Source organism: Streptomyces sp. NPDC028910, from assembly GCF_055564955.1.
In genome coordinates this window covers 1-26,427 of record NZ_JBVHVF010000044.1, presented here as the reverse complement: position 1 = coordinate 26,427, position 26,427 = coordinate 1, and the positions used below count along the sequence as shown (strand labels likewise).

Here is a 26,427-nt window from a genome sequence, read left to right as displayed (position 1 = left end):
AAGCAGGAGGAGGTGCCCTCCTTCACCCTGGACACCGCCGAGGGCCCGCTGCTGGGGGGGGGGGGGGTGGGCCCCCCCCCCCCCCCCCCCCCCCCCCCCCCCCCCCCTCCCCACACCCCCCCCCCCCCCCCCCCCCCCCCCCCCCCCCCCCCGGCCCGTCTGCCACACCCAGCGGTCAGCTATGCGCGCGCAGCAGCGACCGCATCGTCCGCATCGCCACCGACAGGTTCGCCAGGTCGAAGTCGTCCGACCCCCGGATCTCGTCCAGAGTCGTCCGCGCCCGCCCGATGATCGCCGCGTTCTTCTCCTCCCACGCCTTGAAGCGCTCCTCGGGAGTCGACGTTCCGTTGCCCACCGACAGCACGTCCGCGGTCAGCGACGCGTGCGCCGCGAACAGGTCCTCGCGGATGGAGGCGCGGGCCATGGACTGCCAGCGGTCGGCCCGCGGCAGCTCGATGATCCGGTCCATCAGCTGGGTGATGTCCAGGCGGTCGGCGAGGTCGTAGTACACCTCGGCGACCTCCAGCGGAGCCACACCGGTGCGGTCCGCGATCGCGACGACGTCCAGCGTCGGGAAGGCGGAGGAGAAGCCGGCCACCTTGGCGGCCAGTTCCTCCCGCACGCCCTCACCGATCAGCTCGTCCATGATCGACCGGTACCAGTCCAGGTCCGCGCCGCGCACCAGCTTCGGCAGCTCGTCCCAGACCTGACCCACCCGCTCCTGGAAGAAGTCGATGGTCTCGGTGATCTGGAGCGGCTGCGGCCGGTTGTTCAGCAGCCAGCGCGTACCGCGCTCGACCAGGCGCCGCGAGTGCAGCCGTACCCGGGTCTGGACGTCGGCGGCGACCGTGTTGTCGAGCGCCTCCACCGCGTCCCACACCTCGGCCAGACCGAAGATCTCGCGGGCCGCGAGCTGCGCCCGGACGATCTCCTCCGTGGAGGCGCCGGTCTCCTCGCGCAGGCGGTGCAGGAAGGTCGAACCACCGGTGTTGACCGTGTCGTTGACCAGGACGGTGGTGATGATCTCGCGGCGCAGCGCGTGCGCGTCGATCTGCTCGGGGAACTTCTCGCCCAAGGCGGCCGGGAAGTAGGCGAAGAGCAGGCGGCGCAGGTAGGGGTCGTCCGGCAGCCCGGTGGCGATGAGCTCGTCCGCCACCGTGATCTTGGTGTAGGCGAAGAGCACGGCCAGCTCGGGCTGGGTCAGGCCCCTGCCGCTGCTCAGCAGCTCGCGGATCTGCCGGTCGGTGGGCAGGAACTCCAGCCCGCGGTCCAGCAGTCCGGCGCGTTCCAGGCGGCGCATGAAGCGCTGCTGGGCGTGGAGCAGGCTGGGGGCCTGGGCCGCGCCGTTGGCCAGCGCGACGTTCTGCGCGTAGTTGTTGCGCAGCACCAGACGGCCGACCTCGTCGGTCATCTGGGCGAGCAGCCTGTTGCGCTGCTTGATGGTCATGTCGCCGTCGGTGACGACCGCGTTGAGCAGGATCTTGATGTTCACCTCGTGGTCGGAGGTGTCCACGCCCGCGCTGTTGTCGATGGCGTCGGTGTTGACCTTGCCGCCACCGCCGCCCGCGCCGGTGCGGGCGAACTCGATCCGGCCGAGCTGGGTCAGGCCCAGGTTGCCGCCCTCGCCGATGACCTTGGCCCGCACCTCGGAGCCGTTGACGCGGATGGCGTCGTTGGCCTTGTCGCCGACGTCCGCGTGCGTCTCGGCCGTGGCCTTGACGTACGTGCCGATGCCGCCGTTCCACACCAGGTCCACCGGGGCCCGCAGGATGGCCTGCATCAGTTCGGCCGGGGTCATCTTGGTGACGCCCGCCTCGATGCCGAGGACCGCGCGGACCTGCGCGGTGATCGGAACGGCCTTCGCGGAACGCGGGTGGATGCCGCCGCCCGCCGAGATCAGCGAGGGGTCGTAGTCGGCCCACGAGGAGCGCGGCAGCTCGAACAGGCGCCGGCGCTCGGCGTACGAGGTGGCCGCGTCCGGGTTCGGGTCGATGAAGATGTGCCGGTGGTCGAAGGCGGCGACCAGGCGGATGTGCTCGGAGAGCAGCATGCCGTTGCCGAAGACGTCACCGGACATGTCGCCGACGCCGACGACGGTGAAGTCCTGGGTCTGGGTGTCGTGGCCCAGCTCGCGGAAGTGCCGCTTGACGGACTCCCACGCACCGCGGGCGGTGATGCCCATGCCCTTGTGGTCGTAGCCGGCCGAGCCGCCCGACGCGAAGGCGTCGCCGAGCCAGAAGCCGTAGGACTCCGCCACGCCGTTGGCGATGTCGGAGAAGGTCGCGGTGCCCTTGTCCGCGGCGACGACGAGGTAGGTGTCGTCCCCGTCGTGGCGGACCACGCCCTTGGGCGGCACGACCTCGCCGGCGACCATGTTGTCGGTGATGTCGAGCAGCGCCGAGATGAAGATCTTGTACGAGGCGATGCCCTCGGCGAGCCAGGCGTCGCGGTCCACCGACGGGTCGGGGAGGTTCTTGGCGACGAAGCCGCCCTTGGCCCCGACCGGCACGATGACGGTGTTCTTGACCATCTGCGCCTTGACCAGGCCGAGGATCTCCGTACGGAAGTCCTCGCGGCGGTCGGACCAGCGCAGGCCGCCTCGGGCGACCTTGCCGAAGCGCAGGTGCACGCCCTCGACGCGCGGGGAGTACACCCAGATCTCATAGGCCGGGCGCGGCGCCGGCAGGTCCGGGATGGCCTGCGGGTCGAACTTCATCGACACGTAGGAGTGCTGCTCACCGGCCGCGTTCAGCTGGAAGAAGTTGGTGCGCAGGGTGGCCTTGATGAGGGTGAGGAAGGCGCGCAGGATGCGGTCCTCGTCGAGCGACGCGACCTGGTCCAGGGCCCCGTCCAGCTCCTCCAGCATGGCGTCCACGAGCTCGATGCCGGCCGTCTGGCGGGCGGGCGCCATTCGGGCCTCGAAGAGCGAGACCAGCAGCCGGGTGGTGTGGACGTTGTTGCGGAGGGTGTCCTCCATGTAGTCCTGGCTGAAGGTGGAACCGGCCTGGCGCAGGTACTTGGCGTACGCGCGCAGGACGACGGCCTGCCGCCAGGTGAGCCCGGCGCTCAGCACCAGGGCGTTGAAGTTGTCGTTCTCCGCGTCGCCCTGCCAGACCGCGGCGAAGGCGTCCTGGAAGCGCTCGCGGGCGTCGTCGCCGAGGTAGCCGGACGTCGCCGTGGAGTCGCCGCCCCCGGAGGGCAGCGGCATCCGCAGACCGAAGTCGTAGATCCACGCGCTGACCCGGTCGGAGCGGCGCAGCTCGTACGGGCGCTCGTCGGTGACCTCGACGCCCAGCCGGTGCAGCACCGGCAGGACCGCGGAGAGCGAGACCTGCTCACCCGTGCGGAAGATCTTGAACCGGCGCTCGCCGGGGCCCGCGCCGACCGGCTCGTACAGCGAGAGCGCGAACTCGCGGTCGCTGGCGGCGAGCCGCTCCAGGTGGATCAGGTCGGCGACGGCGGCGCGCGGCGAGTGGTCGGCCTTGTAGCCCTCGGCGAAGGCGGTGCCGTAGCGGCGCAGCAGCTCGGCGGCGCGCTCCTCGCCGCACTCGGCGATCAGCGCCTCCTGGAAGCCGTCGGCCCAGGACCGGGCGGCCTCGACGAGCCGGGCCTCGATGCGTTCGACGTCGGAGTCGGTCAGGGCGGGCAGCTCGGTGCCCTGCGGGACGCGGACCACGAAGTGGATGCGGGAGAGGATCGACTCGGTGTTCCAGGCGGTGAAGTCGACGCTGGTGCCGCCGAGCTCCTCCTTGAGGATGTCCATCAGGCGCAGTCGCACGCCGGTGGTGAACCGGTCGCGCGGCAGGTAGACGAGCGCCGAGTAGTAGCGCCCGTACTCGTCCTGGCGCAGGTACAGCCGCAGCCGGCGGCGCTCCTGCAGGTACAGGACGGAGGTGACGATGGCCTGGAGCTGGTCGACCGGGGTCTGGAACAGCTCGTCGCGCGGGTAGGTCTCCAGGATCTGGAGCAGGTCGCGGCCGTCGTGACTGGACGGCGCGAAGCCGGCCCGGTCGAGGACCTCGACGACCTTGCGGCGGATCACCGGGACGCGGCGCACGGACTCGGTGTACGCGGCGGAGGAGAACAGGCCGAGGAAGCGGCGCTCGCCGACGACGTTGCCCTCGGCGTCGAACTTCTTCACGCCCACGTAGTCGAGGTACGAGGGGCGGTGCACGGTGGAGCGGCTGTTGGCCTTGGTCAGCACCAGCAGGCGGTGCTCGCGGGCCTTGGCGCGGACGTCGGCCGGCAGCCGGTTGAAGGACGGCGAGACCGGGTGGCCGTCGTCCTTGCCGCTGTGGTGCGGGTCGGAGCGCAGGATGCCGAGGCCGGTGCCGGGCACGGCGGCCAGGGAGTCGCCGTCGACGAGGTTGTACTCGCGGTACCCGAGGAAGGTGAAGTGGTCGTCGGCGAGCCAGCGCAGCAGCTCGCGGGCCTCTTCGAGCTCGTACTCGCGCAGGTCCGGGGCGGTGGGCTCGTCGGGCAGGCCGTCGGCGATGCGCAGCGCCGCGTCGCGCATCTTCTCCCAGTCCTCGACGGACTCCCGTACGTCGGACAGGACGCGCAGCAGGTCGACGGTGATCTGCTTGAGGTCGGCGCGGTCGGTCTCACGGTCGATCTCGACGTGGATCCAGGACTCGACGAGGGCGTCGTGGGGGCGCGCGGTACGGGGGCCGTGCGCGTCGCAGTCGGGGCCGAGGATCTCGATCAGCTTGCCGGTGACGTCACGGCGGACGACGACCTGCGGGTGGATCACGACGTGGATGCCGCGGCCCTGGCGGGACAGCTCGTTCGTCACGGAGTCCACGAGGAAGGGCATGTCGTCGGTGACCACCTCGACGACGGAGTGGCTGGAGGTCCAGCCGTTTTCCTCCACCGTAGGGGTCTGCACGCGCACGTTCGCGGTGCCCTGGGGCCGGTTCTCGGCGAGCCGGTAGTGCGAGAGCGCGGCTCCGAACACATCGACCGGGTCCCGGTCCATGAGGTCCTCGGGCGCCGTATGCAGGTAGTAGCGCTGGAGATAGGAGAGCACCGTGTCCCGGTCAGGACGCTCTCCCTGCTCGGACCCAGTCGGAAGTAGCCCCCCGGCCGGGCTGTGCTCAGCTACCCGGGCCGCCCGTGCGAGCAGCTCGGCCTTTGCTTCGTCCAGCTTGGTCTGCATGTCCTCTGGCTCCTGTCAACGCGCCATTGCGTGACGTAGGTGGTGAAGAAGAAATGACATCGCGCCGAGGGGCGGGATGTCCGTGGTGAATCGACGCTATGCCGTCGAGCGGGCCGACCGGGAGGGAATGAGCCAAGATCGGCCGGAGGTCCCGGTGGCGGGGGTCAGCGAAGGCCCGGGCACGGTCGTGCGCCGGGCGCAGGCCGGAGGCTCCAGTGCCCCCGATGACTATCGCGCTGATCACGGGTCAAGGCTATCCCGACCTACCCCCAAGTCGTCATTCGCTACATACGTACAAATCTTGGGGTGGAACTTTGACACTCTGGCCAGCGACGTGACCAGCGGTCCGTGCAGCGGCCTGTCCAGTAGCTATTCGGCCAGCTCGCGAGCTGTCCGGACGGCCTCTGCCAGGGTGTCCACGACGGGTACACCGGCCGATTCCAGACTGCTGCGGCTGTGCGAACCGCCCGTGTAGAGAACGGCCCGGGCGCCGACGTGGGCGGCGGCCAGCGCGTCGTCCACGGCGTCTCCGATGAGGACCGTACGCGTTGCCGTCACGCCCGTCCCGACCATGGCGGCCAGGTGGCGTACGAGGTGTCCTGCCTTGGAGGTGTGGGAGGGCCCGACGCGTCCGTCGACGCGCACGAAGTGCCGGTCGATGCCGTGGGCGCGCACCAGCGGTACGAGCTTCTCGTGGGGCGCGAGGGACAGCAGGGACTGGGTGAGCCCGTCCCGCTGCCAGTCCCGGAGCAGCTCCCGGGCGCCCTCGGCGAGCGCCGCGTTGTCGGCGGCGGCCCAGTAGTGGCGGTGGAAGGCCTCGTCCATGACCAGCCACTCCTCCTCGGTGGGCAGCCGTCCCATGAGGCGCTCGTAGAACTTGGGCACCGGTACGACGTACAGGTCGCGGTAGGTCTCCAGGGTGATCGGCGCGAAGCCGAGCTCGGCGAAGGAGGCGTTGGTCGCGGCTATGACGGCGTCGATGTCGTGGAGCAGGGTGCCGTTCCAGTCCCAGACGATGTGGTTCGGGCGGGCCGCCGCCCCGGTCGTCGCGGTCACTTCAGCAGCCCCGGGATCTCCTGCACGCCGAACCACAGCAGCTCGTGGTCCTCGGCTCCGTCGACGACGAACCGCGCGTCCTCGTCCCCGGCGTCGGCGGCCTCCAGGGCCCGCGCGGCGGCGGCGACGTCCTCTTCCGCGTCGTCGGCGTCGACGTGCACGGCGGCGGCCACGGTGAGGCGTACGGCCGCGGCGAGGGCCAGCTGGCCCAGCGTGGCCTCGTCGACGCCGGGGGTGGCGGTGGCGGCCTTGTCGTCGACGTCGAGGGCGAGGACGACGCGGCGGCGCGGGGCGCTCCCGTCCGCGGCGAGCAGGCGCAGCGAGGCGGCCGCGGCCCGGCTCAGGGCCGCGTACTCCAGCTCCTCGATGTCGTCCGACACGTACCACTCGCGCAGCCCAGGGGTGACGGCGTACGCCCGCAGCGGGGCGGGGCCCAGCTCACCCGCCTGGTGCGCCTCGGCGAGCCCGGGGAGGGTCAGGGGGACGTACACGCGCATGGCCGGCTGCTTTCGGTAGTCGGAAACGCCCCCAGGATACGACTCGGAGCCGCCGGCTTCGGGCGGCTTCGTTCGGTCCGGGTGGGTGACGGCCCCGGTCCCCCTTCGGGGTGCCGGTCCGGGAGCCGGGGCCGTCCACCTCGGTCCCCGTACGCATGCTGCCGGGGCTGCGGACCGGCCGGTACCCACTCGGATAGGTGAAGCGGGCCGGCGGCCGCGGGGGCCGCGCGCGTGGTTGCGGAGCGTGTGCGGCGACCGTAGAAGATCCCCATCAAGTTACCGCCCGGTACCACCGGGCCCGGCCTGTTCGGGGGCAGATCGCGATGGACACCACGACGCGCGGCACGATCGGCAACGACGGGAGCCGCCGCCGGCCCGTGGGCCAGGCCCGGACCCGGCCCGCGGGCCGGCGCGACCCGCGACGCCCCGCGGGACCCCCGCGCACCCTGCGGCTCGGCCCGCACCACTGGTTCGCCGAACGCCTCCTGGCGGTGGTCAGCGGCCGCCGCCCGGTCCACTCCCTCCTGGGCCACACCGTGGGCCCCGCGTACCAGCAGCTGGTCACCCTGGCCCCCGCGGCTCCCTTCCGCGACCGCCTCAGCCCGGTCATCCGCCAGTGCGGCCGCTTCACCCCCGGCCCGGGCGTCATCGAAGCCTTCGCCCGCATCGCCACGGGCGACCGCGTCACGGCGATGGCCTTCCGCCTGGAACAGGGCCCAGACCTCCGCTGGCGCTGCGCAGCAGTAGAAATCCAGGGCCCCCGCCCCTGACCAATCCAGCCTCGCCGCACCAATCCAGCCCCGCCGGCGTTTGAGGCGCGGGGGTCTGGGGGCAGCGCCCCCGGCAGCGGCGCCGCACCAGCGCAGCAAACGGCCGGGGCCGGACACCCCACTAGGTGTCCGGCCCCGGCCGACGGCTCGACCCCAGCGGGGTCACTTCTTACGGCGACGACCCCCGGTCGCCTTGGCCGCCTTGCGCCGCTCCGCCCGCGTCATCCCGTCACCGTCACCACCGACGGTCTCGCTCTCGAAGTCGCCCTCGACCACACCGCCCTCGCCGTCGACCGTCGGCGCCGAGAAGTGCAGCCGGTCCGGACGCTGCGGAGCCTCCAGCCCCTTGGCCCGGATCTCGGGACGAGCCGCCGCCGGCTCCTTCGTCAGGGACGGCGCCGCGTCCTGCACGAGGACCTCCTCGACCTGCTGCTCGACCTGGACCTCCAGGTTGAACAGGTAGCCGACGGACTCCTCCTTGATGCCCTCCTGCATGGCGTTGAACATGTCGAAGCCCTCGCGCTGGTACTCGACCAGCGGGTCCTTCTGGGCCATCGCCCGCAGGCCGATGCCCTCCTGCAGGTAGTCCATCTCGTACAGGTGCTCACGCCACTTGCGGTCGAGCACCGACAGGACCACGCGCCGCTCCAGCTCGCGCATGATCTCGGAGCCGAGCGCCTTCTCGCGCGCCTCGTACTGCTCGTGGATGTCGTCCTTGATGGACTCCGCGATGAACTCGGCGGTGATGCCCGCGCGGTCGCCCGCGGCCTCCTCCAGCTCCTCGATGGTGACCTTCACCGGGTAGAGCTGCCGGAAAGCGCTCCACAGGCGCTCCAGGTCCCACTCCTCGGCGAAGCCCTCGACCGTCTCGGCCGCGATGTACGCGTCGATCGTGTCGTCCATCATGTGGCGCACCTGCTCCTGCAGGTCCTCGCCCTCCAGGACGCGGCGGCGCTCGCCGTAGATGACCTCACGCTGGTTGTTGAGGACCTCGTCGTACTTCAGGACGTTCTTGCGGGTCTCGAAGTTCTGGGTCTCGACCTGCGACTGGGCCGACGCGATCGCGCGCGTCACCATCTTGTTCTCGATCGGCACGTCGTCCGGGACGTTCGCCATCGCCATGACGCGCTCGACCATCTGCGCCTTGAACAGCCGCATCAGGTCGTCGCCCAGCGACAGGTAGAAGCGGGACTCGCCCGGGTCGCCCTGACGGCCGGAGCGGCCGCGCAGCTGGTTGTCGATACGGCGCGACTCGTGGCGCTCGGTGCCCAGCACGTACAGCCCGCCGAGCGCCTTGACCTCCTCGAACTCCGCCTTCACGGCCGCCTCGGCCCGGGTCAGCGCGTCGGGCAGGGCGTGCGCCCACTCCTCGATGTGCTCCTCCGGGTCCAGGCCGCGCTGGCGCAGCTCGGCCTCGGCGAGGTCGTCCGGGTTGCCGCCGAGCTTGATGTCGGTACCGCGGCCGGCCATGTTCGTGGCGACGGTGACGGCGCCGCGGCGGCCGGCCTGGGCGACGATCGTGGCCTCACGGTCGTGCTGCTTGGCGTTGAGCACCTCGTGCGGGATACCGCGCTTGGAGAGCTGCTGGGAGAGGTACTCGGACTTCTCGACCGACGTCGTACCGACGAGGATCGGCTGGCCCTTCTCGTGCTTCTCCGCGATGTCGTCGACGACGGCGGCGAACTTCGCGACCTCGGTCCGGTAGATCAGGTCCGGCTGGTCCTTGCGGACCATGTCGCGGTTGGTCGGGATCGGGACGACACCGAGCTTGTAGATCTGGTGGAACTCGGCGGCCTCGGTCATGGCCGTACCGGTCATGCCTGACAGCTTCGAGTAGAGGCGGAAGAAGTTCTGGAGGGTGATCGTGGCGAGGGTCTGGTTCTCGTCCTTGATGTCCACCCCTTCCTTCGCCTCGATCGCCTGGTGCATGCCCTCGTTGTAGCGGCGGCCGGCGAGGATACGGCCGGTGTGCTCGTCGACGATCATGACTTCGCCGTCGATGACGACGTAGTCCTTGTCGGCCTTGAAGAGCTCCTTGGCCTTGATCGCGTTGTTCAGGTAGCCGACGAGCGGGGTGTTCACCGACTCGTAGAGGTTCTCGATGCCGAGCCAGTCCTCGACCTTGGCGACACCGGACTCGTGGATGGCGACGGTGCGCTTCTTCTCGTCGACCTCGTAGTCGCCGGTCTCCTCGATGCCCTTCAGCGGCTGGCCGGGCTCGCCCTTGGTCAGGCGGGTCACCAGCTTCGCGAAGTCGCCGTACCACTTCGTGGCCTGGTCGGCCGGGCCGGAGATGATCAGCGGCGTACGGGCCTCGTCGACCAGGATCGAGTCGACCTCGTCGACCACGGCGAAGTTGTGGCCGCGCTGGACGAGCTCGTCCTTCGACCACGCCATGTTGTCGCGCAGGTAGTCGAAGCCGAACTCGTTGTTCGTGCCGTAGGTGATGTCGCAGTTGTACTGCTCGCGGCGCTGCGCCGGCGACATGTTCGCCAGGATGCAGCCGACCTCCAGGCCGAGGAACTTGTGCACCCGGCCCATCAGCTCGGAGTCGCGCTCGGCGAGGTAGTCGTTCACCGTGATCAGGTGGACGCCCTTGCCGGACAGCGCGTTCAGGTACGCGGGCAGCGTGCCGACGAGGGTCTTGCCCTCACCGGTCTTCATCTCGGCGACGTAGCCGAGGTGCAGGGCCGCGCCACCCATGATCTGGACGTCGTAGTGCCGCTGGCCGAGGACGCGCTTGGCGGCCTCGCGTACGGTCGCGAAGGCCTCGGGCAGCAGGTCGTCCAGGCTCTCGCCGTCCTGGAAACGCTGCTTGTACTCGTCCGTGAGCGCCCGCAACTCGGCGTCGGAGAGGTTGACGAAGTCCTCTTCGATGGAGTTGACCTGGTCCGCGATGCGGTGCAGTTTGCGCAGGATCTTGCCTTCGCCTGCACGCATGAGCTTGTTGAAGACGGACACCGAGGTTTGTCTCCTTGCCGGTCGGGCCTGGGCACTGTACGTACACGGGCACGGCAGGTGGGCCCCACCGCAACGGCCATCGTAAGCGAGGACGGGGCCGCGCCGGGAGGTGCGCCGTTCCGTGAGGGCACGGGTGCCCGGATTGAGAACGTACGGGGGACGCCGAAGGTGCCGCATCGCCCGCAGGGATTCCCGAAAAGTGTTCGCCCCGAAAGCAGGGGCGGCGGCAGAATCCGTTCATGGAACCCACCACACTCCGCACGGACCGCTTGGTACTGCGGCCCTTCGTCCCCGCGGACGAGGACGAGGTCTACGCGGCCGCCCAGGATCCGGACATCCAGCGCTGGACGGTGGTCCCCTCGCCCTACGAGCGCGAGCACGCGCACGCCTTCGTGAACGAGATCGTGCCCAACGGCTGGCGCGAGGGCACGGCCTACCCCTTCGCCGTACGCCTCGGGGACGCGGGCCCGCTGGTCGCGTCCGTCGGCGTCCACGTCCACGGCGCGGACGGGTACGAGGTCGGCTATTGGACGGCGAAGGAACACCGTGGGCAGGGCTACATGACCGAGGCCGTGCGGGCCGTCGCCCACTGGGCCTTCACCGCGCTGGGCCTGGTCCGGCTGGGATGGCGCGCCGAGGTCGGCAACGCGGGCTCGCGCGCCGTGGCCGAGAAGGCCGGCTTCACCGTCGAGGGAGTCCTGCGGGCCGGCCTCCAGCAGAGCGGCACGGCCCGCGACTGCTGGGTCGGCTCGCTGCTCCCCTCCGAGCTGGGCCTGCCCTCGCGGCTGCCGTACCTGCCCGCTGTCAGTGGGCGCGTCTAGTCTGCCGCCATGACTGCGCTCTCACTGTCCGCCGACGAGGCCCGCCGGATCGCCCTGCGCGCCCAGGGCTTCCTGGGGGCGCCCGACCGACGCGGCGGGGTCCGCGGGGTCCTGCGCCACCTGGGCGCCGTACAGCTGGACACGATCTCGGTGCTGGCCCGCTCCCACGAGTTGATCCCGTACGCACGCCTGGGCGCCGTGGGCCGCGGCGCGGTGGAGGCGGCGTACTGGAGCGACCGGCACGCCTTCGAGTACTGGTCGCACGCGGCCTGCGTGCTCCCCATCGAGGAATGGCCGCATTTCGCCTTCCGCCGCCGCGCCCGCCGGGCGCGCGGCCACCGCTGGCACATCCTGCAGGACAAGGAGCGCTCGACGAAGGCGGTCCTCGACCGGCTCCGCGCCGACGGCCCGCTGACCTCCACCGAACTGGGCGGCGCCAAGAACGGCGGAGAGTGGTTCGAGTGGTCCGAGACCAAGATCGCGGTGGAGTGGCTGCTCGACACCGGCGAGGTGGTGTGCAGCGAACGCCGCGGCTGGAAGCGGGTCTACGACCTCCCCGAGCGCGCCGTTCCCGACGCGCTGCTCCATGACGACCTGGACGACCGGGAGTGCGTGCGCAGGCTCGTCGCCCTGGCCGGCCGGTCCCTGGGCATCGGCACCCGCGCCGACATCGCGGACTACCACCGCCTCAAGGGGGAGCAGGTCGACGCGGTGATCGCGGACTCCGGGCTGGTCCCGGTCGAGGTGGAGGGCTGGTCACGGCGCCATGGCGCGGTGACCGCCTGGGCGGACCCGTCGGCCCTCGCGACGGCCCCCCGGGGCCGCCACCGCACGACGCTGCTCTCCCCCTTCGACTCCCTGGTCTGGGACCGCTCCCGCACGGAGCGGATCTTCGGTTTCACGCACCGCCTGGAGGCGTACGTCCCCAAGCCGAAGCGGATACACGGGTACTTCGCGATGCCGCTGCTGGCGGGCGGCCGGCTCCAGGGCCGCGTCGACCCGGCCCGCGAGGGCCGCACGCTGGTGGCCCGGCAACTCTCCCTGACGTCCCTCAAGGCGGCCGCCCCGATGGCGGCGGCCCTGCGGGAGGCGGCGGAATGGGTGGGCTGCGACACGGTCCGCGTGGAGCGGGCCGGCTCCCCCGCGCAGGCCGCGGCCGTCACCGCCGAGCTGGACGCGCTGTAGCTTCGACTACCGAATCTCGAGGATCTTCTCGCGCATCGCGTAGACCACGGCCTCCATCCTGGAGTGCAGCTGCAGCTTCTCCAGGATGTTGCGCACGTGGTTCTTCACGGTGTTCTCGGAGATGAACAACTCCTTCGCGATGTCGCGGTTGTTCATGCCGGTGGCCACCAGTTTCAGGACCTCCAGCTCCCGGTCCGTCAGCCTCGGCGCCGGCACCAGCCGCCGCTCGTCGGTCCGCTGGATCATCGACTTGAACTCGGTGAGCAGCTTCGACGCCATCGAAGGGCTGATCTGCGACTGGCCGTCCGCCACCGCCCGGATCGCCGTGGCCACCTCGTCCGTCGAGATCTCCTTCAGGAGGTACCCGGTCGCGCCCGCCTTGATCGCGTCGTAGAGGTCCGCCTCCTCGTCGCTGATCGTCAGCATGATGATCTTCGCGGAGGGGGCCACCTCCTTGATCGAGGTGCACGCCTCGATCCCGCCGCGCCTGGGCATCCGTACGTCCATCAGCACGATGTCCGGCAGCAGGTCGGCCGCCTTGTCCACCGCCTCCGCGCCGTCCCCCGCCTCGCCGACGACCTGGATGTCCTCCTCCTGCGCGAGGACGATCTCCAGCCCCCGCCGGAAGAGTGCGTGGTCGTCGACCACGAGCACCCGGATGGGTTCCCCGGCCGGCGACCCGGCGGGCTCCACCGACGCGTCCGCCCCCCGGCAGCCGGCGCCGCCGTCCCCGCGCACCGGCCCGAAGCTGTCCGCCATCGTTCCTCCCCCTGCATGTGCTGAGCTGCTGGGCCAACCGGACATACACCGCAGTCGGTTGACTGCCCGCCATGATTCCATGCCCGCACCACGGCGCGGGGGACTGCCGATGACCCGCCTGGCGCAATACCCGTCATGCAGGTGCCCCCGTGGGGGGCGCCTGAGGCGTCCCCCACGGGGGCAGGGAAGGGTGTGCTCAGCCGCCGAGCGCGCCGCCGGCGCCGCCTCGCGGCTCCTCCGAACTGGAGGCTCCGTCGGGGTTCACGTGGATGACGCCGTAGTCGTAGGCGTGACGCCGGTAGACGACGCTGGGCAGCTTCGTCTCGGAGTCGACGAACAGATAGAAGTCGTGACCGACCAGTTCCATCTCGTACAGAGCCTGGTCGAGGGACATGGGCGCGGCCGAGTGCGTCTTCTCGCGGACGATGAGCGGGCCTTCGCCCTGCACTTCGAGGGATCCGATCCGGGTGATCGGTACCCCCTCCGCCTTCTCCTCGGTGATGACCTGGCCGCTGCCGTTCAGCGCCGCGACGCCCGGCACGGCATCGGCGACCTCGGCCGCCGAGAGCCGGCCCGTGCCACGACGGGTGTAGCGCTTGTCGTGCTGCTTGCGCAGCCGGGCCTCCAGCTTGTCCTGAGCCAGGTCCAGCGCCGCGTACGGGTCGGCGGCGGCTGCCTCGGCACGGATCACCGGGCCCCGCGAACGCAGGGTGATCTCCACGCGGTCGGAACGGTCGGCCTGACGCGGGTTGTGCTCCTTGGACACCTCGACGTCCAAGCTGATCACCTTGGCGTCGAGCTTCTGGATCCGCTCCGGATTCAGCTTCTCGGCCACGTGCTTGCGGAACCGCTCGGGCACCTCGGTCTTGCGGCCCTTGACGACGATGTCCACGCAGAACTCCGTTCCCGGATAGCTCCGCCCGACGGGGCGAAGCGTCTCCCTTTCGCACCAGACTCCGGTGAAGGCCGGAGCCTCGGACTTGGCGACTTTCACCTCCTCCTCCCCCATCGGCAAGATCTACACCCCACCGACTTCGGAGTCGAGAGACAGCCTCCTGAGTTCCTTACAACCGAACATATCCCTCTATGACGGTTGTCGGCACCCGCTACCGCAATGTACTTCCAGTCAGACGACTGCTCCCTCGTACTACCTGCAACGATGGGCCTTCCCCACCAGTTCCAAATCTATTCACGGGATTTTCGTTCCGTACCCGTTGCCGACCGGCCGAAGGAGTCCGCGGGCGCGGCCACCACCGCCGCCCGCAGCACGTCCCCCGCGCCCGCGGCCAGGCCGGCGGCGCGCACCGCCCGCGCCGCCTCCGCCAGCGTCGCACCGGTCGTGATCAGGTCGTCCACGAGCACGATCCGTGCCCCTTCTGTCAGCCGCGCCCCGTCCCGGCGCACCGCCAGCGCCCCGGCGAGGTTCTCCCGGCGCTGCCGGGCTCCCAGGCCAGCCTGGTCCGCCACCGCACGGCGCAGCCGCAGTACGGGCGCCACGCGCGCGGGAACACCGGCCCGCCGCAGCCGCCCCGCGGCGGCCAGGGCGATCCTGCGCGCCGGATCGTGCCCGCGCGCCCGGACCTGCCGCCGCGCCGACGGGACCGGCACCAGGACCACTTCCGCCGAACCGCCCGCGCCGTCCGAACCGCCCGCGCCGCCCGCGCCGCCCGCCCAGCCCGCCAGGACGGCCGCCGCCAGGGCAGCGCCGAGCACCCCGGCCAGCGGCAGCGCCCCGCGCTCCTTGTGAGCCAGCAGGAGGCCGCGTACGGCCCCCTCGTAGACGGCGGCGGCCTGTACCACCGGCAGCCCCACGGGACGCGGAGAAGGCCGCACGGGCCCCGCCACGGCCCCACCGACCGCGCTCCTGCACTCGGCGCACACCAGTGACCGGGCCGCCCTGCAGCCGGCGCAGTCGACCGGCAGGACCAGCCCGGCGAGCTCCTGCCACCACCGCCGCATCACCCACCCCACACTGACCGGCAGGACCGTGGCCCGCCACCCCTGTGGACAAGCCGCCGGCCACGGATCAGCCCGGGTACACCGGAGCCCGGCCGCCCGCCGCCACCGCGACCATGCGCCACTGCGCTCCCGGCGGCAGCCACACGATGCCGTCCTCCGAGTACGCCACCACCGGCTTCGGGTGCGCCTCGTCCTCCGAGGCCGCGACCGCGACCGCGGACAGCCCGGCGGCCCCGGGCAGGCTCGCCGCCACCATCGAGCCGTCCGCCAGCATGTAGCGCGCCTGCTGCACCCCGCCGGTCTCCCGGCCGACCACGAGCAGCCGGCCGCGCGGCGCCCAGCTCATCGCCGTCACGTTCGCCATCTGCGGGGCCGCCGGGCGCAGCTCGCGCACCGACACCGCCGAGCTGTCCCCCTTGCCGTCGGGGCGTTCGATCCGCCCGACGTACAGGTTCTTGCGCTGGCCCCGCTCCACGAGCAGCGCGATCCGCACCCCGTCGGCGGACGCCTTCAGCGAAGTGATCCGCCCGCCGTCGAGCCCGGCCACCTGCACCTTCTCCGGGGTCCCGGCCCCGCCCGGCACCCGCCACAGCCCGGGCTGCTGCGGGTCCTGGTCCGCGACCCACAGGTCGCCCGCCGCGTCCCAGCTGGGCGCGGTCAGCGTGACCGCCCTGCCGCCCTTGCCGATCGGCACCGGCTGCGGCATGGTCCCGGATCCCACCAGCGGCACGACGTACAGCCCGTGCCCGTCCTCGGAGACCACGGCCGCGCGCCGCTCGTCGTACGTCAGAGCCGCCGAGCTGACCTTGAACACGGAGGGGCTCGTCAGCGGTCCCGGCACCGGTTCGGGCGGGGACTGCTGGTCCTCGCTGCTCACGTCCAGCTTCATGCGGACGAGCCGCTTCTCCTTGTCGACGAAGTACTGGAAGTCGGGGATCTCGGGCCGGTTGGCGATCACGGCCGCGCTCACCTCGGTCACCGAGCACAGCGAGGACGACTTGCCGTCGGAGCGCAGCAGTTCGACCTGATCCAGTCGAGAACCCGTCAGATCCTTGACCGTGTAGAGGAGTTGCGTGGCCATCTTCTTGCACTGCGGCTGCGCGACGTTGTCGGCCTTGTCGTTGAGCGGCACGCGCAGCGTGTTCTGACCGTCGTACGAGAGGGACTTGGTGCCCGGGCGCAGTTCCGTGCCGGTGGGGAAGCTGGACTCGACGACGGGGCCGAGCCACCTGGACGGCCCGGCGAGCAGCGACTGCACCGTCTGCGTGGTGGGGTCCATCCGCGAGTCGGGGTCGGTGCGCTGGCGCACGTAGACCGGGTCGGCGACGAGCGTGCCGCCCGCGAAGTAGTACTTGTTGACCGGCATGTAGATGCGCTGGAAGTCCGACTCGCTGAGCACGAGGCCGCTGGGCGGGGTCGCGATCCGCCACTGCTTGTCCTCGTTCTGGACGAGCTGGAGGAACTCCTCGTACTTCCCCTCGCCGGTCTCCGGATGGTACGCGCTGCGCTCGTCCACGGTCGCGAGCTTCTTGCCGCTCACCTTCCAGCGGGGCGGCCCCTCGGGGTCCTTCTCACCGCGGATCGGGACCCGGTCGAGGCCGGAGGAGAGCACGGTGACGGCGGAGCCGGGCTTCCAGTTCTTCGCGGCCTCCACGGTGAGGTACTTGCGGGCGGTCTCCAGCTGCGGGTCGTCGCTGGTCATCGCCTCCAAGAAGCCGTCGACGATCTCGCCGGCGCTCGCCTTGTCGGCGGGCGGTACGCCGAACACCCGGACCTGGGAGTCGACGCCCTGCGAGGCCTCCACCGGACGGATCTCACCGTGGTCGGGCATGGAGGCGCAGCCGGCCAGCAGCAGCCCGGCCGCGCCGAAGGCGTACGCCCGTACGGTGCGCAGCCGCGCGCCCCGGGCCCGGCCGGGCCCGCGCCCGCGTTCGGCGTCCTCAGCGTCCATCGGCATCCGATCGGTCCTCCTGTGGTGCCTGCTCGGCCGGGCGGGCCACGACCCGGGCACCGTTGCCGGGCAGCGCCGTCGGGTCGGCGGGTACGGGCAGCGCTCCGGCGACCGGCGACCGGGGCGGTATCGGGGAGCGGTCGCCGCCCTCCGGCGGCTGCCGCTCCGCCGCCCTGCCCGCGGCATCGGCGGCGGCCCTGGCCCGGTTGGCCCGGGAGTCCTCGGGCTCCAGCGGAATGGGCGAGCCCCGCAGCGGCTCGTCGGCCGTGCGCGGCAGGGTCAGGCGGAACTGCGAGCCGCCGCCCGGCTCGCCCCAGGCCTGGAGCCAGCCGCCGTGCAGCCGGGCGTCCTCGACGGCGATGGACAGGCCGAGGCCGGTCCCGCCCGTCGTACGCGCCCGCGCCGGGTCGGCCCGCCAGAAGCGGTTGAAGACGCGGGTGGCCTCGCCGGGCTTCAGCCCCACCCCGTAGTCCCGTACGGCGACGGCGACGGCCCCGCCCGCGGACGCCAGCCGGACCACCACGTCGCGGCCCTCGCCGTGCTCCACGGCGTTGACGACGAGGTTGCGCAGCACCCGTTCGACGCGCCGCGAGTCGGCCTCGGCGATGACGGGCTGGGTGTCGCCGAGGACCCGGATCCGGGTGCCCTTGTGCTCGGCGAGCGGCTCGGCCCCGTCGATGACGCGGCGTACGACCTCGCGCAGGTCTATGGGCTCGGCCTCCAGGGCCGCGGCCCCGGCGTCGAAGCGGCTGATCTCCAGCAGGTCCGCCAGCAGCGACTCGAACCGGTCGAGCTGTCCGGCGAGCAGCTCCGCGGAGCGCGCGGTGACCGGGTCGAAGTCGACCCGGGCGTCGTGGATGACGTCGGCGGCCATCCGTACCGTCGTCAGCGGGGTCCGCAGCTCGTGCGAGACGTCCGAGACGAAGCGGCGCTGCATCCGCGACAGCTCCTCCAGCTGCTGGATCTTGTGCTGGAGGTTCTGCGCCATCTTGTTGAAGGCCTCGCCCAGGCGGGCGATGTCGTCCTCGCCGGTGACCTTCATCCGCTCCTGGAGCCGCCCGGCCGAGAGCCGCTCGGCGATCCCGGCGGCCATCCGGACCGGGCTCACGACCTGGCGTACGACGAGCCAGGCGATACCGCTGAGCAGCACGACGACGAACAGGCCGGCGGTGGCGATGGTGCTCTTGACCAGGTTGAGGGACTCCTCCTCCTGCGTGAGCGGGAAGAGGTAGTACAGGTCGTACGGGTCCCCGTTGATGTCGGTGAGCCGCTTGCCCACGACCAGCGCCGGCTCGGGCTCCTTCTGCTCGGCGCCGCTGGTGTAGCGGATCTCGGAGAAGGTCTTGAAGGAGCCGGTGGCCTGGTTGACGGCCCGGCGCAGATTGATCGGGACGCTGGCGGTCGGGTCCACGTTGCCGGAGGCGCGGGCGCCGCGCACGCCCTGGGCGCCCGGCTGGGGCTGCTCCCCGGTGCCGGCACCGAGCGCGGCGACCTCGAAGGCGGTCTGTCCGCCACTGGCCAGCTGCTTGACCAGGGAGTTCATCCAGGTGCTGGCGTCGCGTCCGACCTTGTTGTCGGTGGCGTCGGGCCCGTCCGACGTGGCGGGGGTGTTGGCCTTCTCCTGTGCGACCGCGAACCCTCCCGCGGCCTGGCTCTGCGCGGCCTCCTCCTTGGCCTCGAGGAGCCCCCTGCTGACCTGCGCGATGACGACGAAGCCCAGGGCGAGGACCACGGCGAGCGATATCAGCAGGGTGGCGGCGACCACCCGGAGCTGGATGTTGCGCCGCCACAGCCGGACAGCCGGGAGCAGCGGCCGGCGTACGAGGCGTACGCACAGCCGCAGCACGGAGCTGCCGGGCGCTCCGTCGCGCAGCAGCCGGCCCGCGCGCAGGTCGCCCCAGCGGGAACCGCGCCGGTCCCCGCCGGACGGGCGGGACGTGCGGGACGTGCCGGACGTGCCGGACTGCACGTCAGCTGGGTCCGGCCTTGTAGCCGACACCACGCACCGTCACGACGATCTCGGGGCGCTCCGGGTCCTTCTCGACCTTGGAGCGCAGGCGCTGCACGTGCACGTTGACCAGGCGGGTGTCCGCCGCGTGCCGGTAGCCCCAGACCTGCTCCAGCAGCACCTCGCGGGTGAACACCTGCCAGGGCTTGCGCGCGAGCGCGACCAGCAGGTCGAACTCGAGCGGGGTCAGGGCGATGGAGGCACCGTCCCGCTTGACCGAGTGCCCGGCCACGTCGATGACCAGGTCACCGATGGTCAGCTGCTCGGGCGCGGGCTCCTCCGACCGGCGCAGACGGGCCCGGATGCGGGCCACCAGCTCCTTCGGCTTGAACGGCTTGACGATGTAGTCGTCGGCCCCGGACTCCAGGCCCACGACGACGTCGACCGTGTCGCTCTTCGCGGTGAGCATGACGATCGGCACGCCGGACTCGGCGCGGATCAGCCTGCAGACCTCTATGCCGTCCCGTCCGGGCAGCATGAGGTCGAGCAGTACCAGGTCCGGCTTCGCCTCCCGGAAGGCAGCAAGTGCCTTGTCACCGTCCGCTACGAACGACGGCTCAAAACCTTCTCCACGCAGCACAATGCCGAGCATCTCGGCCAGCGCGGTGTCGTCGTCGACGACAAGGACGCGTCCCTTCATGGTTGACATCATCCCATTAGCTAATCGTTACCCGGCGGTGAGCTGTCCCACAGCCAAAAGGGCTGGAAATCGCCCCTCGGACCTGCGTGGAGATCAGCTCGACCAGTCTGCCCCGGATCCGGGCGACAATTGAAGGTACGGGCTGCCGGAGATCCGGGGGGACGGCTGGTCCGTTCGTGGACCCCACGTGGCACGATGGCAGCAACCAGCGCCCCCGCCGCAGCAGGTGCATGTGAAGGAGCGACGATGAACGACTCTCCGGGCTGGGCTTCGCCCGGATCCACTCCGTCCGACGGCGACCGGCCGGGCACACCCGCCGACCAGCCGGGCACCGACGGGGGCGCGCAGCAGCCCGCACAGCCCACCGGTGGCCCGAAGTGGTCCGCCGAGCAGCCCCCGCCCGGCCAGTGGTCGAGTCCGGGCAGCGATCAGACCCCGCCGCCCCCCGCCACCCCGCAGCCCGGAACGGGCTGGGGCACCTATCCGCAGCAGCCCGGCCAGGCCCCGTACGGCGCTCAGCAGGCCCCGTACGGCTCCCAGTGGGGCCAGCAGGGCGGCTGGGGCAAGCCCCCGGCCGCCAAGCCCGGCGTGATCCCCCTGCGCCCCCTGGGCCTCGGCGAGATCCTCGACGGCGCGATCGCCACCATGCGGACCCACTGGCGCTCCGTGCTGCCCATCAGCTTCGTCGTGGCCGTCATCGCGGTCCTGGCGATGACCCTGCTGCAGGGCTTCTTGTTCGACCGCATCGAGGAGCTGGACAGCACCTCCGCCGACGTCGACGACTTCGTCAGTACTCTGTCGGGAACCCTGCTGGCCGGCGCCGGGGGCTTCGTCATCGCCTTCCTCGGCACCATCGTGGCCACCGCCATGCTCACGATGATCTACAGCCGCGCCGTCCTGGGCCGGCCCTCAACGGTCGGCGACGCCTGGCGCGACTGCCGCCCGCAGCTGCTGCGACTGGCCGGCCTGACCGTGCTGATCGCCCTCGGCGGCGGCGTCATCATCGCCCTCGGCTTCGTACCGGCCGTCATCGCGGCCGCCGCCGGCATGTCCGCGGGCGGCGTCGCCACCCTCGCCGTCCTCGGCGGCCTGTCCGGCTTCGCCGTCTGGATCTGGCTCTACATCCGGGTCAGCCTCTCCCCGTCCGTGCTGATGCTGGAGCGCAGCGGCGTCTTCCGCAGCGTGAGCCGCTCCGCCAAGCTGGTCCGCGGCTCCTGGTGGCGCATTTTCGGCATCTCGCTGCTCGCCTCGGTCATCGCCACCTTCGTGGAGGCCGTCATCGGCTTCCCGTTCATGGTGATCGGGATGATCAGCGAGGGCGTCTCCGGCGGCTTCGACGCCGAAGCGACCACGATGAGCTGGACCTACCTGGCCATCATCGGCGTCGGCTCGGTCATCGCCACGACCATCACGCTGCCGTTCAAGGCCGGTGTCTCGGTGCTCCTCTACGTCGACCAGCGCATCCGCCGCGAGGCGCTGGACCTGGAGCTGGCCCGCGCCGCCGGACTCGAGAACTACGGCGTCACCCCCGGCGCCCCCGGTACCCCGGGCAGCTCCGGCGCGCCCGGCACCACGCCCCCGCCCGCCGGGAGCTGATGCGATGACCAGCCCGGGGGGACTGCCCGTCAGCGAGACACCGCCGGTGACGACATCGCGCGAGGCCGCCCGCGAGGCCGCCGAACGCGAACTGTCCAAGCCGATGTACCACGAGAACGATCCCGGCCTGGTCGAACGCGCCCTGCGCCGCTTCCTCGCATGGGTGGACGAACTGTTCGACGCCGCCGCCGGGGCGACCCCCGGCGGCGCGATCGGCATCGTCGTGATCGTCCTGCTGATCGTGCTGGCCGTGGCGCTGCTGTGGTGGCGCCTCGGCGCCCTCGGAAAGGTCCCCGCCGGCGCCGCCGCCCTGCTGGGCGAGCGGGTCCGCAGCGCCGTCGACTACCGGACCGAGGCCGAGGCGCACGCCACCGCCGCCCGCTGGACCGAGGCCGTCCAGGCCCGGATGCGGGCCCTGGTCCGGTCCCTGGAGGAGCGCACCCTGCTGGACCCCCGCCCGGGCCGCACCGCCGACGAGGCCGCAGCCGAGGCCGCGGTCACCCTGCCGGGTCACGCCACGGATCTCCGTACGGCCGCCCGCGTCTTCGACGACGTCACCTACGGCGGCCGCGTCGCCGACCAGGCCATGTACACCCGCCTCCGTGACCTCGACACGGCCGTCGAACGCACCCGGCCGGCCCTGACCGGGACGGAGGCCACCGCATGACGGACCGTCACGGCCCCAAAGCCCCAGGACACACCCCCGATCTGACGAGCCTTCACCTCCCGGCAGCCGATCCGGCCGCTCCCACCGCCGCGCCGACCGCCACCCCCGCGGCCCCCGGCACCTCCACCTCCCCCCGTACCTCCACCGCCCTCGGCGCCGCGGAGATCTGGCGGCGCGTCCGCGGCTTCCTCCTCGTGTTCGGCGTGCTCATCGCCACCGGCATCGCCCTGGCCGCCTTCAACTCCGGCCAGAACCGCGGCGCCCTCGACCCCCGTTCCGCCGACCGCAGCGGCAGCCGCGCCATCGCCGAGCTCCTCAAGGACCGCGGCGTCACCACCCGCGTCGTCACCACCGCCCGCGAAGCCGCCGACGCCGCCGGGCCCCGCGCCACCCTCCTGGTCACCGACCCGGACCGGCTCGGCGCAACCCAGCGCGACGTCATCCGCTCGGCCATCGACCTCTCCGGCGGCCGCACCGTCCTCCTGGCCCCCAGTGGCCACAGCCTCCACGACCTGTCCCCCGGCGTGCGCACCAAGGGCCACGCCGACACGAACCACCTCGCTCCGGACTGCGCCCTGCCCGCCGCCACCACGGCCGGCCGAGCAGCCACCGGCGGCGGCCTGCGCTACACCACCACCCTCCCCGGGGCCCTCACCTGCTACCCCAGCGGCGGCCACCCCACCCTCCTCGTCCTCCCCACGGGCACCACCGGCGGCGACACCGTCCTCCTCGGCTCCGAGAAGATCCTCCTCAACGGGAGCCTCGCCGAGGAAGGCAATGCCTCCCTCGCCCTCCACCTCCTCGGCTCCCGCCCCGACCTCGTCTGGTACATGCCGTCCCTCGCGGACTCCGACCCGGGCTCCGGCACCTCCGGCGAGGACAAGAGCTTCCTCGAACTCATCCCGGCCGGCTGGTCCTGGGCCCTGCTCCAGCTCTTCCTCGCCGCCGCCCTCGCCGCCCTCTGGCGCGCCCGCCGCCTGGGCCCCCTCGTCACCGAGCGGCTCCCCGTCGTCATCCGCGCCTCCGAGGCCACCGAGGGCCGCGCCCGCCTCTACCGCAAGGCCGACGCCCGCGATCGCGCCGCCACCGTGCTGCGCGCCGCCACCCGCGAACGCCTGGCCGCGCTGACCGGCGTACCCCACACCCAGGCCCACGACCCCTCCGCGCTCGTCCCCGCCGTCTCCGCCCGCCTCACGGACGGACCCCGGGACGTGACCACCCTGCTCTTCGGCACCACTCCCTCCGACGACGCGGCACTCGTCGCGCTCGCCGACCACCTCGACGCCCTCGAAAGAGAGGTCCGTACGTCATGACGTACCCGGCCACCGAGTCCACGGCTGCGACCGCGGACAGCGCCCGCGCTTCCCTCGAAGCGCTCCGCACCGAGATCGGCAAGGCCGTGGTCGGTCAGGACTCCGCCGTCACCGGTCTCGTCGTCGCGCTCCTGTGCCGCGGCCACGTCCTCCTCGAAGGCGTCCCCGGCGTCGCGAAGACCCTCCTCGTACGGGCCCTGGCCGCGTCCCTCCAGCTCGACACCAAGCGCGTCCAGTTCACCCCCGACCTGATGCCGAGCGATGTCACCGGCTCCCTCGTCTACGACGCCCGCACCGCCGAGTTCTCCTTCCAGAACGGCCCGGTCTTCACCAACCTCCTCCTCGCGGACGAGATCAACCGGACCCCGCCCAAGACCCAGGCCTCGCTCCTCGAAGCCATGGAAGAGCGCCAGGTCACGGTCGACGGCACCCCGCGCGCACTCCCCGAGCCCTTCCTCGTCGCCGCCACCATGAACCCGGTCGAGTACGAGGGCACGTACCCCCTCCCGGAAGCCCAGCTGGACCGCTTCCTCCTCAAGCTCACCGTGCCCCTCCCCTCCCGCGACGACGAGATCGGCGTCCTGACCCGCCACGCCGCCGGCTTCAATCCCCGGGACCTGCACGCCGCGGGCATCCGCCCGGTGGCCGGCCCGGCCCAGCTGGAAGCCGCCCGCGAAGCCGTGGGCAAGGTCTCCGTCTCCCCCGAGATCGCCGGCTACGTCGTCGACATCTGCCGCGCCACCCGCGAATCGCCGTCGCTCACCCTCGGTGTCTCCCCGCGCGGCGCGACCGCCCTGCTGGCCACCGCCCGCGCCTGGGCCTGGCTCACCGGCCGCGACTACGTCACCCCCGACGACGTGAAGGCCCTCTCCCTCCCGACCCTGCGCCACCGCGTCCAGCTGCGACCGGAAGCGGAGATGGAGGGAGTCACGGCCGACGCCGTCATCACCGCGATCCTCTCCCACGTCCCCGTCCCGCGCTGATGGCCGCCACCGGACGCGCCGCCCTGCTGGCGGCCCTCGGCAGCATCCCGGTCGGCGTACTGGAGCCGAGCTGGGCGGGGATGCTCGCGGTCAACGGCCCCATCGTGCTGGCCTGTGCGGTCGACTACGCCCTCGCGGCCCCCGTCCGCACCCTGAAGCTCACCCGCTCCGGCGACACCTCGGTACGCCTGGGCGAGTCCGCGGACGTCCACCTCACCCTCACCAACCCCGGCGGACGCAAGCTGCGCGCCCGTGTCCGCGACGCCTGGCCCCCGAGCAGCTGGGTCCCGGGCACGGAAGCCGCGGCGTCCCGCCACGAGGTGGTCATCCCGCCGGGTGAACGCCGCCGGCTGACGACCCACCTGCTCCCCACCCGCCGCGGCGACCGCCAGGCGGCCCGCGTCACGATCCGCTCGTACGGCCCGCTGGGCCTGTGGGCCCGCCAGGGCTCCCACACGGCCCCTTGGACGGTCCGGGTCCTGCCCCCCTTCACCAGCCGCAAGCACCTTCCCTCCCGGCTGGCCCGCCTGCGCGAGCTCGACGGCCGTACGAGCGTGCTGACCCGGGGCGAGGGCACCGAGTTCGACAGCCTCCGCGACTACGTCCCCGGCGACGACACCCGCTCCATCGACTGGCGCGCCACCGCCCGCCAGACCAAGGTGGCCGTCCGCACCTGGCGCCCCGAACGCGACCGGCACATCCTCATCTGCCTGGACACCGGCCGCACCTCGGCCGGCCGCGTCGGCGACGTCCCCCGCCTGGACTCCGCCATGGACGCGGCCCTGCTCCTCGCCGCCCTGGCCACCCGCGCCGGCGACCGCGTGGACCTCCTCGCCCACGACCGCCGCCCGCGCGCCCAGGTACAGGGCCGCGCGGCAGCCGACCTCCTCCCGTCCTTCGTGAACGCGATGGCCCCCCTCGAACCGGAACTGGTCGAAACGGACGCCCGTACCCTGGTCTCCACCATCCTGCGCAGCGCCCCCCGCCGATCCCTGGTGGTCCTCCTGACGAGCCTGGACGCGGCCCCCATCGAAGAAGGCCTCCTCCCGCTCCTCCCGCGCCTCACCCAGCGCCACACGGTCCTCCTGGCCTCGGTCGGCGATCCGCACGTTGCGGACATGACAAAATCCCGCGGCAGTGTGGACGCGGTCTACGAAGCCGCGGCAGGCACCCAGTCCCAGTCCCAACGCCGCCGCACGGCCGACCAACTCACCCGACACGGCGTCCACGTGGTCGACGCCACCCCCGACACCCTGGCCCCGGCACTGGCCGACGCCTACCTCGCCCTGAAGGCTGCAGGCCGCCTCTGAGGGGCGTTCGACTGGCCGCTGGCGGAGCACCCACCAGGAGGACACCATGGCCGACCTCACCCCGGAGCAGATGCGCCGCATGCACGACTTCGCGGAGCAGCTCGCGGAGCTGGCCGAGCATCAGCAGGACTGGTGGAAGGTACAGACGACCGATGGTCAGATCACCCTCACGATGATGACCCCCACGGCTCCCCACGGGCTCAACGTGGCGCGGCTGCGCCGCCAGATCGAGGCCCAGACCCCAGAAGTCATAGCCCTCAACGACACCAACATGGGCGATCCTCAGACCGGCCTGGCCAAGGTCCCGGATCTCATGGTCATCGCGGAAGAGGACACCGACGACACGGCAAAGGTCGTCAACTCCCGCGGTGTCCTCATGGTGGTGGAAGTCGTCCCCGACAGGAACTCGCTCACTGATATCCGCGACAAGCTGCACGACTACCCGAGGATGGGTGTCCCGCTGTATGTCGTCGTAGACCCCCGCAAGGACAAGAAGACCGTCACCGTGCACAGCGACCCCTCAGCAGGGCCCGACGGCATCCGCTTCCGCAAAACGGTGCCCTACGCCTTCGGGGACACCGTCACCGCCGGCCGCTGGACGCTCGACACGAGCAGCCTCAAGAGCTACCCCGCCGACTGGTGAAGCGCGGGCTCGCACCAAGCGGCGCGGGCCGTAACGCAGAAAAGCCCCGCACCAAAAGGTGCGGGGCTTTCCCACAATGATTGTTCGGCGGCGTCCTACTCTCCCACAGGGTCCCCCCTGCAGTACCATCGGCGCTGAAAGGCTTAGCTT

General features: G+C 71.8%; 19 protein-coding genes and 1 rRNA gene. 9 read left to right on the top strand and 11 right to left on the bottom strand.

The window, feature by feature from the left end; translation table 11 throughout:
• Positions 1 to 175: 175 nt before the first annotated feature.
• From ACZ4TV_RS32630 to ACZ4TV_RS32620, 3 genes are all read right to left on the bottom strand, one after another.
• Positions 176 to 5,158, bottom strand: coding sequence for an NAD-glutamate dehydrogenase (locus ACZ4TV_RS32630; RefSeq protein ID WP_468138842.1), 4,983 nt, complete (start codon positions 5,156 to 5,158; stop codon positions 176 to 178).
• Between the two features lie 369 nt (positions 5,159 to 5,527).
• Positions 5,528 to 6,214 (bottom strand): HAD family hydrolase, encoded by a 687-nt coding sequence (locus tag ACZ4TV_RS32625; RefSeq protein WP_468138841.1) that lies wholly within the window; start codon positions 6,212 to 6,214, stop codon positions 5,528 to 5,530.
• Complete coding sequence (locus ACZ4TV_RS32620) at positions 6,211 to 6,711, bottom strand: DUF6912 family protein (RefSeq protein ID WP_468138840.1); 501 nt, start codon at positions 6,709 to 6,711, stop codon at positions 6,211 to 6,213. The genes ACZ4TV_RS32625 and ACZ4TV_RS32620 overlap by 4 nt, the downstream gene beginning before the upstream one ends.
• Positions 6,712 to 7,034: 323 nt before the next feature.
• Here ACZ4TV_RS32620 and ACZ4TV_RS32615 point away from each other — a divergent pair, with 323 nt between their 5' ends.
• Positions 7,035 to 7,481, top strand: a complete 447-nt coding sequence (locus ACZ4TV_RS32615; RefSeq protein WP_468138839.1) for an Rv3235 family protein — start codon at positions 7,035 to 7,037, stop codon at positions 7,479 to 7,481.
• A gap of 162 nt (positions 7,482 to 7,643) precedes the next feature.
• On the opposite strand, the gene secA is transcribed toward ACZ4TV_RS32615, so the two are convergent.
• Entirely contained in the window at positions 7,644 to 10,442 is a 2,799-nt protein-coding gene (secA, locus tag ACZ4TV_RS32610) for a preprotein translocase subunit SecA (RefSeq protein WP_468138838.1), read from the bottom strand.
• A gap of 239 nt (positions 10,443 to 10,681) precedes the next feature.
• On the opposite strand from secA, the gene ACZ4TV_RS32605 reads away from it, so the two are divergent.
• Both ACZ4TV_RS32605 and ACZ4TV_RS32600 read left to right on the top strand, forming a co-directional pair.
• Entirely contained in the window at positions 10,682 to 11,263 is a 582-nt protein-coding gene (locus tag ACZ4TV_RS32605; protein ID WP_468138837.1) for a GNAT family N-acetyltransferase, read from the top strand.
• Between the two features lie 9 nt (positions 11,264 to 11,272).
• Entirely contained in the window at positions 11,273 to 12,448 is a 1,176-nt protein-coding gene (locus ACZ4TV_RS32600; RefSeq protein WP_468138836.1) for a winged helix-turn-helix domain-containing protein, read from the top strand.
• A gap of 6 nt (positions 12,449 to 12,454) precedes the next feature.
• Here the strand turns inward: ACZ4TV_RS32600 and ACZ4TV_RS32595 are convergent, their stop codons facing one another.
• The 6 genes from ACZ4TV_RS32595 to mtrA form a co-directional block, all read right to left on the bottom strand.
• Positions 12,455 to 13,207 (bottom strand): response regulator, encoded by a 753-nt coding sequence (locus tag ACZ4TV_RS32595; RefSeq protein ID WP_468138835.1) that lies wholly within the window; start codon positions 13,205 to 13,207, stop codon positions 12,455 to 12,457.
• 196 nt (positions 13,208 to 13,403) lie between these two features.
• Positions 13,404 to 14,099: a ribosome hibernation-promoting factor, HPF/YfiA family gene (hpf, locus tag ACZ4TV_RS32590; RefSeq protein WP_468138844.1), complete on the bottom strand. Its 696-nt coding sequence runs from the start codon at positions 14,097 to 14,099 to the stop codon at positions 13,404 to 13,406.
• Positions 14,100 to 14,392: 293 nt separating this feature from the next.
• Positions 14,393 to 15,166, bottom strand: a complete 774-nt coding sequence (locus ACZ4TV_RS32585; RefSeq protein ID WP_468138843.1) for a ComF family protein — start codon at positions 15,164 to 15,166, stop codon at positions 14,393 to 14,395.
• Between the two features lie 67 nt (positions 15,167 to 15,233).
• Positions 15,234 to 17,123: an LpqB family beta-propeller domain-containing protein gene (locus ACZ4TV_RS32580; RefSeq protein ID WP_468138834.1), complete on the bottom strand. Its 1,890-nt coding sequence runs from the start codon at positions 17,121 to 17,123 to the stop codon at positions 15,234 to 15,236.
• Positions 17,107 to 19,086, bottom strand: a complete 1,980-nt coding sequence (gene mtrB, locus ACZ4TV_RS32575; RefSeq protein WP_468138832.1) for an MtrAB system histidine kinase MtrB — start codon at positions 19,084 to 19,086, stop codon at positions 17,107 to 17,109. The genes ACZ4TV_RS32580 and mtrB overlap by 17 nt, the downstream gene beginning before the upstream one ends.
• 1 nt (position 19,087) lies before the next feature.
• The gene (mtrA, locus tag ACZ4TV_RS32570; protein ID WP_360903204.1) at positions 19,088 to 19,777 is read right to left on the bottom strand and encodes a two-component system response regulator MtrA; all 690 of its coding nucleotides are present in this window, start codon (positions 19,775 to 19,777) and stop codon (positions 19,088 to 19,090) included.
• A gap of 234 nt (positions 19,778 to 20,011) precedes the next feature.
• Between mtrA and ACZ4TV_RS32565 the strand changes: the two genes are divergently transcribed.
• From ACZ4TV_RS32565 to ACZ4TV_RS32540, 6 genes are read left to right on the top strand one after another with little or no spacing between them, the layout of a single operon-like run.
• Positions 20,012 to 21,361: a DUF7847 domain-containing protein gene (locus tag ACZ4TV_RS32565; protein ID WP_468138831.1), complete on the top strand. Its 1,350-nt coding sequence runs from the start codon at positions 20,012 to 20,014 to the stop codon at positions 21,359 to 21,361.
• Between the two features lie 4 nt (positions 21,362 to 21,365).
• Entirely contained in the window at positions 21,366 to 22,028 is a 663-nt protein-coding gene (locus ACZ4TV_RS32560; RefSeq protein WP_468138830.1) for a DUF4129 domain-containing protein, read from the top strand.
• The gene (locus ACZ4TV_RS32555) at positions 22,025 to 23,341 is read left to right on the top strand and encodes a DUF4350 domain-containing protein (protein ID WP_468138829.1); all 1,317 of its coding nucleotides are present in this window, start codon (positions 22,025 to 22,027) and stop codon (positions 23,339 to 23,341) included. The genes ACZ4TV_RS32560 and ACZ4TV_RS32555 overlap by 4 nt, the downstream gene beginning before the upstream one ends.
• Entirely contained in the window at positions 23,338 to 24,324 is a 987-nt protein-coding gene (locus tag ACZ4TV_RS32550; RefSeq protein WP_468138828.1) for an AAA family ATPase, read from the top strand. Before ACZ4TV_RS32555 ends, ACZ4TV_RS32550 begins: the two co-directional genes overlap by 4 nt.
• Complete coding sequence (locus ACZ4TV_RS32545; RefSeq protein WP_468138826.1) at positions 24,324 to 25,634, top strand: DUF58 domain-containing protein; 1,311 nt, start codon at positions 24,324 to 24,326, stop codon at positions 25,632 to 25,634. The genes ACZ4TV_RS32550 and ACZ4TV_RS32545 overlap by 1 nt, the downstream gene beginning before the upstream one ends.
• 46 nt (positions 25,635 to 25,680) lie before the next feature.
• On the top strand, positions 25,681 to 26,277 hold the full coding sequence (locus ACZ4TV_RS32540) for a Uma2 family endonuclease (protein ID WP_468138825.1): 597 nt from the start codon (positions 25,681 to 25,683) through the stop codon (positions 26,275 to 26,277).
• A gap of 82 nt (positions 26,278 to 26,359) precedes the next feature.
• On the opposite strand, the gene rrf is transcribed toward ACZ4TV_RS32540, so the two are convergent.
• Positions 26,360 to 26,427, bottom strand: a 5S ribosomal RNA gene (gene rrf, locus ACZ4TV_RS32535); the annotation flags it as partial.

Coding starts and splice junctions, on each gene's coding strand:
- ACZ4TV_RS32630 (WP_468138842.1), bottom strand. CDS start 5,158: ATGCAGACCAAGCTGGACGAAGCAAAGGCCGAGCTGCTCGCACGGGCG.
- ACZ4TV_RS32620 (WP_468138840.1), bottom strand. CDS start 6,711: ATGCGCGTGTACGTCCCCCTGACCCTCCCCGGGCTCGCCGAGGCGCAC.
- ACZ4TV_RS32615 (WP_468138839.1), top strand. CDS start 7,035: ATGGACACCACGACGCGCGGCACGATCGGCAACGACGGGAGCCGCCGC.
- ACZ4TV_RS32605 (WP_468138837.1), top strand. CDS start 10,682: ATGGAACCCACCACACTCCGCACGGACCGCTTGGTACTGCGGCCCTTC.
- ACZ4TV_RS32600 (WP_468138836.1), top strand. CDS start 11,273: ATGACTGCGCTCTCACTGTCCGCCGACGAGGCCCGCCGGATCGCCCTG.
- ACZ4TV_RS32595 (WP_468138835.1), bottom strand. CDS start 13,207: ATGGCGGACAGCTTCGGGCCGGTGCGCGGGGACGGCGGCGCCGGCTGC.
- ACZ4TV_RS32585 (WP_468138843.1), bottom strand. CDS start 15,166: ATGCGGCGGTGGTGGCAGGAGCTCGCCGGGCTGGTCCTGCCGGTCGAC.
- ACZ4TV_RS32580 (WP_468138834.1), bottom strand. CDS start 17,123: ATGCCGATGGACGCTGAGGACGCCGAACGCGGGCGCGGGCCCGGCCGG.
- mtrA (WP_360903204.1), bottom strand. CDS start 19,777: ATGATGTCAACCATGAAGGGACGCGTCCTTGTCGTCGACGACGACACC.
- ACZ4TV_RS32565 (WP_468138831.1), top strand. CDS start 20,012: ATGAACGACTCTCCGGGCTGGGCTTCGCCCGGATCCACTCCGTCCGAC.
- ACZ4TV_RS32560 (WP_468138830.1), top strand. CDS start 21,366: ATGACCAGCCCGGGGGGACTGCCCGTCAGCGAGACACCGCCGGTGACG.
- ACZ4TV_RS32555 (WP_468138829.1), top strand. CDS start 22,025: ATGACGGACCGTCACGGCCCCAAAGCCCCAGGACACACCCCCGATCTG.
- ACZ4TV_RS32550 (WP_468138828.1), top strand. CDS start 23,338: ATGACGTACCCGGCCACCGAGTCCACGGCTGCGACCGCGGACAGCGCC.
- ACZ4TV_RS32545 (WP_468138826.1), top strand. CDS start 24,324: ATGGCCGCCACCGGACGCGCCGCCCTGCTGGCGGCCCTCGGCAGCATC.
- ACZ4TV_RS32540 (WP_468138825.1), top strand. CDS start 25,681: ATGGCCGACCTCACCCCGGAGCAGATGCGCCGCATGCACGACTTCGCG.